The sequence below is a fragment of the Mycobacterium sp. genome (genome assembly GCF_049585075.1).
In the GTDB taxonomy this organism is placed as follows: domain Bacteria; phylum Actinomycetota; class Actinomycetes; order Mycobacteriales; family Mycobacteriaceae; genus Mycobacterium.
Map to the genome: position 1 here is coordinate 21,021 of NZ_JBAUZA010000271.1, position 6,848 is coordinate 27,868.

The following is a 6,848-nucleotide window of genomic DNA, read 5'->3' on the forward strand; positions in this document are numbered from 1 at the left end:
CGAAGCAAAAAACGTCTGGCAAACAGCGAAGCCCGAATACCCGCGGCGATACCTGTTCAAACATCGCAGTTCGACACAGGTCTAACAGCAGACAGCGACAATCGCCTAGCCGAACACCAGGTTGGCTAACGTTGAAGCGCTAGTCCGGCGGTTCCTGCGGCGCCGGTGTGACCCGCTCGGGCTCCTCGGCGGGCGTCAGCCGCTCCGGAGTTTCTGCTGGCGTAACCGGTTCGGGACTCTGCGGCCCAGGCGGCTCATGTTCTAACGCGGTGTGCACGTTTCTATCTCCTCGGCTAGTCCTGAACAGGCTGCCTACCCGTCGCGGAGCGGATCGAAACGAAAACCATTGCGCACCAAGGGCTCGTTATCGCCGTTGGGCGGATACGAAAACGGTTGGCGGCAGTATCTCGTCGGCGGGGACGTCGCGTCCATAGCGGTCCAGCATCTCGCCCATCGTGATCGCCGAGGCATCCCAGCCGTGATCACGCAACCATTCGGTCACGTCGGTACGTTCCTCGGGGTACCACAGGTCCTCATCTGCGGGCATCTCGGTGGCCAGCATCCGAGCTGCCGCGGCGCGCAAGCGGTGCGATTGTTCACGCTGACGGGCCAACCGCTCAGGATCCAGCGCACTCTCCGCGGGTGCGTTGGTGGCCAGCCAACTGCCGGAAGGACTCAACGCCAGGATGCGCTCGAACAGCAGATCCTGGGCCTGTGCCGGCAGATACCGCAGCAGCCCCTCCGCCGACCATGCGGTGGGCTGTGATGGGTCAAATCCCGCTTGCTGCAACGCCGTTGGCCAGTCCTGCCGTAAGTCGATTGCGACGCTCACCAACTCAGACGTCGGGTGCGCGCCGCGGCGCTTCAGTGCGGTCGATTTGAAATCCAGGACCTTCGCCTGATCCAGCTCGTACACGGTGGTCCCGTCCGGCCATGGCAGCCGCCACGCGCGCGCATCCAAACCGGCCGCCAGGATCACCACCTGCCGAATGCCGGACGCCGCCGCGTTGAGGAAGTACTCGTCGAAAAACGCTGTGCGCACGGCCATGAAGTCGATCAACACCTGAAGGTTGGCCAGCAGATCCGCGTCGTCGGTCAGCTCGGCCGCCTTGGCGGGGTTGGCCATCAGACTCCACATGCCGTCGCCAGCCGCCTCGAGAAATACCCGCGCGAAAGGATCGCGGATGAGCGGGTTCTCGCTATCGGTTTCGGCGGCGCGAGCCGCGGCGACTCCGAGCGCTGTCGACCCCACGCTTTCGGTGATCTCCCAGGAATCGTCGTCGGTCCGCGGCATCGTCATTCCTCCCATCGCCGGCCAGCACCGGACAGTACGCCGCCTGTCTGAGAAGCTCCTTGGCGCAATCTCATCCGACGCTACTGACGATTCGCCGCGATCCACTCGGCCGCCCGACGGTTCGACGCGCGCGATAGCCAGCCGTCTTGAATGAGCTCGGCCAGCTCCGTCCTGCTGATGTCGGCCAACCTGCAGGCCCGGATCAGCACCGACGGATGCTCGTCGAATCGAGCGGTGGTGAAAAACGGCGAACCCGGATCCTGCACCAGCGCCAACTTGTCGCTCTCGGAATCCACCCAGATCATGATCACGTCGCTGAGGGGTTCCCCGGTATCGGGGTCGACGGCATCAGGCTGCGGGGTGCGGAAGAACACGAACGACTTGCCGCCCACCTGGTAGATCGCGTTGCCCTTCGGCCCCTCGATGCGACGCGCATACGGCATCCCGGCGGCGATCTCATGAACGTCGCTCTCGCGGGCGGGCCTATCGGTCATGAACCCTACTGCTGCAACAACTCTGCCATCGCCGGCATGATCGCCTGCAACGCCTTCAACGGTCGCAGCATGACCTTGAACGACACGATCTGCTCGTCGTCGTTCCAGTGGATCATGTCGATCCCGTTGACGTACGTGCCATCGATCGTCGCGGCGAACTCAAGGATCGCGGACTGCTCGCTGTACCAATATTCGATGTAGTGAAAGTCGGTGTCGCCGAACACTTTCGCGGCCGCTTTCAGGTACATCAGGGTCTTGGCTCGGCCTTCCTGCGGGGTGAACACCGCGGGCGAGAAGAATACGGCTTCGTCAGCAAGCAAGTCGGCGATCAGCGCGTCCAGTTCGTCGGTACGGCCGTTCTCGATGATCGAGATCCAACGGGCAATCACCGGTGGCGTCATAGCCTGATCCTTGCAGACGGTAGCTTCTCCCAGTGTGGAGGTCCCAGTAGCCATGGAAGAGCTGGACGCCGTAGCCCAGTGGATGTCGCAGCAGGGGTTAGGCGACGGCCCACTGGAGGACGTCTCCAAAATCAGCGGCGGCACGCAGAACATCATGTTGCGGTTCACCCGTTCGGGCCGGCCGTATGTACTGCGACGCGGACCAAAGCACCTGCGTCCTCGCAGCAACGTCGTGATCATGCGGGAGACCCAGGTCCTGGCCGCGCTGGCCGGCACCGACGTGCCGCATCCCCACCTGATCGCCAGCTGCGACGACCCGGGTGTGCTCGGTGACGCGGTCTTCTATCTGATGGAACCCATCGACGGGTTCAACGCGGGCGAAGAGTTGCCTGCGATGCATGCCGGCGACCCAGCCGTGCGGTTCAAGATGGGACTGTCGATGGCTGAGGCGCTCGCCAGGCTCGGTGCCGTCGACCACCTCGCGGTCGGGCTAGGCGATTTCGGCAAACCGCAGGGTTTTCTGGAACGTCAAGTGCCACGCTGGCTTTCGGAGCTGGAATCGTATCGAGAGTTCGAAAATTATCCCGGGCCCGACATCCCGGGGGTTCACGACGTCGCCAACTGGCTCGAACAAGGCCGCCCGTCGGCGTGGACGCCGGGCATCATGCACGGCGACTACCACGCCGCCAACGTGATGTTCTCCCGGACCGGTCCGCAGGTCGTCGCCATCGTCGACTGGGAGATGTGCACGATCGGTGACCCACTGCTGGACCTGGGCTGGCTGCTGGCCACCTGGCAGCCGTCCGGCGGGTCCACCGCATTCGGCGGCACGCTCTTCGAGATGGGCGGATTGGCCGCAGCTTCCGACTTGGTGGAGCAGTATGCCCGCAACACCACCCGCGACCTGTCGCACATCACCTGGTACACGGTGCTGGCGTGTTTCAAGCTCGGCATCGTGCTCGAGGGCACGCTGGCCAGGGCCTGCGCCGGCAAGGCGCCGAAAGAAGTCGGCGAACTGCTGCATGCCACCACGTTGCGGCTGTTCGAGCAGGCGCGCGAGCTGATGGAGACCTCATGATCGATTTCGACATACCCGCGGACACCGCGGCGCTGCGCGACGAGATCCGCGCTTTTGTCACCGAACAGATCGTGCCGTTCGAGGCCGATGCACGTCTGGGCCGGCACGGTCCGGATGACGAGCTGCGAGCCGAACTGGTGGAACTGGCTCGCAAAGCGGGGCTGCTGACGTTCCAGGCGCCCAAGCGTTTTGGCGGCCGCGAGCCGTCACACCGCGATCAAGCGGTGTTGTTCGAAGCCGCTGGCTGGTCGACGCTGGGCCCGGTGGCGCTCAACTGCGCCGCACCCGACGAGGGCAACATGTTCCTGCTGGGGCGGGTCGCCAATGCGGAGCAAGTCGAGCAGTTCCTTGTCCCGGTCATCGAGGGGCGAGAGCGGTCGGTGTTCGCGATGACCGAACCCGGCGGCGCCGGTTCGGATCCCAACCAGCTGGCCACCGAGGCGGTATTCGACGGCGCCGACTACGTCATCAACGGACTCAAGTGGTTGATCACCGGCGCCCGCGGCGCCCGAACGTGGATCATCATGGCCCGTGTCGCGCCCAACCCGCATGGCGCAGACGGGCCGACGCTGTTCTTGTGCGACGGCGCGACGCCGGGCATCGAGCTCGAGCGGGTGATGAACACGATGGACCGCAACTACGTCGAAGGCCACGGCGTCGTGCGGTTCACCGATCTGCGGCTGCCGGCGTCAGCTGTACTGGGTGAGGTCGGCCAGGCCCTGCGCTATGCGCAGTTGCGGCTGGCGCCGGCACGCTTGACACATTGCATGCGCTGGCTGGGAGCCGCCTCGCGCGCGCAGTCGATCGCGGTGCAGCATGCTCGTGAGCGCACCGCGTTCGGCAAACCGCTCGGCGAGCACCAGGGCGTGAGTTTCATGATCGCCGACAACGAAATCGCCTTGCAGCAATGCCGACTCGCGATCTGGTGGGCATGCTGGACGCTGGACAAGGGTGATCGGGGCACCGGCCGACACGAAAGCTCGATGGTCAAGGCGTATGTGTCGGAGGAACTGTTCAAGGTCGCCGACCGCTGCGTGCAAATCCTCGGCGGCATGGGTATCTCCGACGAGACGCCGGTCGGGATGATCTTCTCTGATATGCGCGCCTTCCGCCTCTACGACGGACCGACCGAAGTGCACAAGTACGCGATCGCCCGACAGGTGCTGCGGCCTTAGTTATTCGGCTCGCCAGCCATCGCGGTCAACGCGTCGTCCAGCGTGGGATACAGCGAGAGGACTTTGTCGAGGCCGGTCAGCTGCATCGGCCTGCTTGTCGCCGGATTGCTGGCCACGACCGCGACCTGAACTGATTTACTGACCTTTTCCTGGGTGGCCGCCAGGATCCGAAGGCCTACCGATGCCATGAAGCTCACGTCGGAAAGTTCGATGACCAGAACCGGCGGATCATCGTCAAGCGCTCCGGCGATCGCCGCTTCAAAAGCCGGCGCGGTGCTCAAATCGATTTCACCGCCGATGCTTACCACCGCGATCCCTTCGCGGCGCGCGAGGGAAGTCGTGATCGGATCTGCAGCTGACAACGGCCATCCTTAATCGGGTGTCTCATCGCGCCTGGCGAACCTGGTGCCGACCCGGTGCCGCCGCAAACTGGCAGAAATATTACTTCAACTCCTCGTCCGGCGAGGCTCGGTTAGTCTTGGCCGGGGACTTCCGCCCACCTGCGGCACGCCGGGAGGTTTGATGTCGGATCAAACGATAGATCTGTCGGGAACAGCCGTCGCCAGCCAGGCGCCGTCGATCTCGAGCGAGGGTTTGCTGCTGCCGCAGCTGGTGCAGCACTTACGCCAGAACCGAACGGCGTTGCGCGAGGAATGGGCCCGCCGAATCACCGAAGCCGAATTGCTCACCGCGATGTCGCCCGAGGAGATCTTCTCCGAGGCAACGACGGTGTACGACAGCTACGTCGAGGTGCTCGAGACCGGTAGCGTTGAGGCGCTCCAGGATTACGCGCGCGACTTGTCCGAGCGCATCATTCCCCGTGGTGTGGAGACCAATGAGGTCGTCGGCATCGTGCTGTTGCTGCGCGACGTGCTGGCCCGTTCGCTGTTCGAGAAGTACCAGACCGACTTCGACCTGCTGAACCGCGTGCTCGACGCCTACGAGCCCGCCGCCAACCGCATCGCCAACACTGTGGCGGTCGGCTTCGTGCAGGAACGCGAGCGCATCATCCGCCAGCAGCAGGAAGCCATCCGCGAGCTGTCCACGCCGGTGCTGCAGGTGCGCGAGCAGTTGCTGATCTTGCCGATCATCGGCGTGCTGGACAGTCAGCGCGCCCGGCAGGTCACCGAGCAGCTGCTGCGAGCCATCCGCGCCAACCGGGCGAAAGTCGTCGTCATCGACATCACCGGTGTGCCCACCATCGACTCCACGGTGGCCAACCATCTGGTGCAGACCGTCGACGCGTCGGGCTTGATGGGCGCCAGCGTCATCATCACCGGCCTGTCTTCGGAGATCGCGCTCACCCTGGTGACGATCGGGCTGGATCTCTCCAAGATGAACGCGGTCGGTGACCTGCAAGGTGGTATCGAAGAAGCCGAACGTCTGCTGGGCTACGAGGTCACTCGCACCGGCGAAACGGGCGGGTAGCGGTACTTCCTGAAAGCATATGACAGCTAACACGGGCGTGCCATGCCAGTACCGATCCTGAAGCAGGGCCCAATCCTCATTGCCTCAGTGCAGGCGGCGCTGACCGACTCTGACACCGAGCGGCTGCGCTATGACCTGATGGAGCGGGTCAGCCGCTTTCGCGCACAAGGGATTATCGTCGACGTCACCGCCATCGACGTCATGGACTCATTCGCTGCCCGCTCGCTGCGCACGATTGCGCACATGACACGGCTGCGCGGCGCGGACACCGTAATCGTCGGCCTGCAACCCGAGGTCGCGTTTGCGATGGTCCAACTGGGGTTGATGTTCGACGACATGTACACCGCGCTAGATCTAGAAGAGGGTCTGGCACTGCTGAATAAACAACTGGGACTGGGGAAATCGATCGGACTCGACGGTGGCGGATGATGTCATCGTCGATGTCGGCAACCCCGACGACATCGTAGCGGCGCGTCAGGCGGGCCATCAGTTGGCCCGCAAGCTCGGTTTCTCGTTGACCGACGTCACGATGATCGCCACGGCGATCTCCGAAGTCGCCCGCAACATCACCAGCTATGCAGGTTTCGGGAAAATTCGCGTTGGGGTAGAAGATCGAGAGGGCAGGCAGGCACTGGTGGTGCGCGCCGAAGACGACGGTCCGGGTATTGCCAACATCGAACGAGCCATGGAGGACGGCTATTCGACCGGGCGGGGTCTAGGCCTTGGCTTGCCCGGGGCGCGTCGGCTGATGGACCGCATGTTCGTCGAGTCCACACCGGGTCAGGGGACGGTTATCGAGATGTGGAAGTGGATTCCGCGCAATGGCTGATCACGGTTGGCTGGGTCCGATCGAGTGGGCGGCCAAGGCGCGGGCGCGGCCGGGCGAAAACGTGTGCGGCGACCGGCTGATCGCGGTCGACGTGAGCGGCACAGGCGCCCTCATCGGCGTGCTCGACGGTCTCGGCCACGGCGTGGATG

Annotated in this window: 9 protein-coding genes; 5 read left to right on the plus strand and 4 right to left on the minus strand. The window is 64.2% G+C overall.

The features are described from left to right. Nucleotides 1-364: 364 nt before the first annotated feature. The 3 genes from WB785_RS13205 to WB785_RS13215 all read right to left on the minus strand — a co-directional run bounded on the left by WB785_RS13205 (nt 365) and on the right by WB785_RS13215 (nt 2,189). Nucleotides 365-1,294 carry a class I SAM-dependent methyltransferase gene (locus tag WB785_RS13205; RefSeq protein ID WP_424079770.1) on the minus strand — a complete coding sequence of 310 codons (930 nt, stop codon included), beginning with the start codon at nt 1,292-1,294 and terminating at the stop codon, nt 365-367. An 80-nt stretch (nt 1,295-1,374) separates the two neighbouring features. Then, nucleotides 1,375-1,788, minus strand: coding sequence for a hypothetical protein (locus WB785_RS13210; RefSeq protein WP_424079772.1), 414 nt, complete (start codon nt 1,786-1,788; stop codon nt 1,375-1,377). A 5-nt stretch (nt 1,789-1,793) separates the two neighbouring features. Then, entirely contained in the window at nt 1,794-2,189 is a 396-nt protein-coding gene (locus WB785_RS13215) for a nuclear transport factor 2 family protein (RefSeq protein ID WP_424079773.1), read from the minus strand. Nucleotides 2,190-2,241: 52 nt separating this feature from the next. On the opposite strand from WB785_RS13215, the gene WB785_RS13220 reads away from it, so the two are divergent. Then, nucleotides 2,242-3,267: a phosphotransferase family protein gene (locus tag WB785_RS13220; protein ID WP_424079797.1), complete on the plus strand. Its 1,026-nt coding sequence runs from the start codon at nt 2,242-2,244 to the stop codon at nt 3,265-3,267. Further along, nucleotides 3,264-4,442 carry an acyl-CoA dehydrogenase family protein gene (locus WB785_RS13225; RefSeq protein WP_424079775.1) on the plus strand — a complete coding sequence of 393 codons (1,179 nt, stop codon included), beginning with the start codon at nt 3,264-3,266 and terminating at the stop codon, nt 4,440-4,442. The genes WB785_RS13220 and WB785_RS13225 overlap by 4 nt, the downstream gene beginning before the upstream one ends. On the opposite strand, the gene WB785_RS13230 is transcribed toward WB785_RS13225, so the two are convergent. Beyond that, nucleotides 4,439-4,804: an STAS domain-containing protein gene (locus tag WB785_RS13230; protein WP_424079777.1), complete on the minus strand. Its 366-nt coding sequence runs from the start codon at nt 4,802-4,804 to the stop codon at nt 4,439-4,441. The genes WB785_RS13225 and WB785_RS13230 overlap by 4 nt on opposite strands. Before the next feature lie 160 nt (nt 4,805-4,964). On the opposite strand from WB785_RS13230, the gene WB785_RS13235 reads away from it, so the two are divergent. From WB785_RS13235 to WB785_RS13245, 3 genes are read left to right on the plus strand one after another with little or no spacing between them, the layout of a single operon-like run. Next, on the plus strand, nt 4,965-5,870 hold the full coding sequence (locus WB785_RS13235; protein ID WP_424079779.1) for an STAS domain-containing protein: 906 nt from the start codon (nt 4,965-4,967) through the stop codon (nt 5,868-5,870). A 42-nt stretch (nt 5,871-5,912) separates the two neighbouring features. Beyond that, on the plus strand, nt 5,913-6,299 hold the full coding sequence (locus tag WB785_RS13240) for an STAS domain-containing protein (RefSeq protein ID WP_424079781.1): 387 nt from the start codon (nt 5,913-5,915) through the stop codon (nt 6,297-6,299). After that, the gene (locus WB785_RS13245; protein ID WP_424079783.1) at nt 6,289-6,699 is read left to right on the plus strand and encodes an ATP-binding protein; all 411 of its coding nucleotides are present in this window, start codon (nt 6,289-6,291) and stop codon (nt 6,697-6,699) included. The genes WB785_RS13240 and WB785_RS13245 overlap by 11 nt, the downstream gene beginning before the upstream one ends. Nucleotides 6,700-6,848 lie beyond the last annotated feature (149 nt).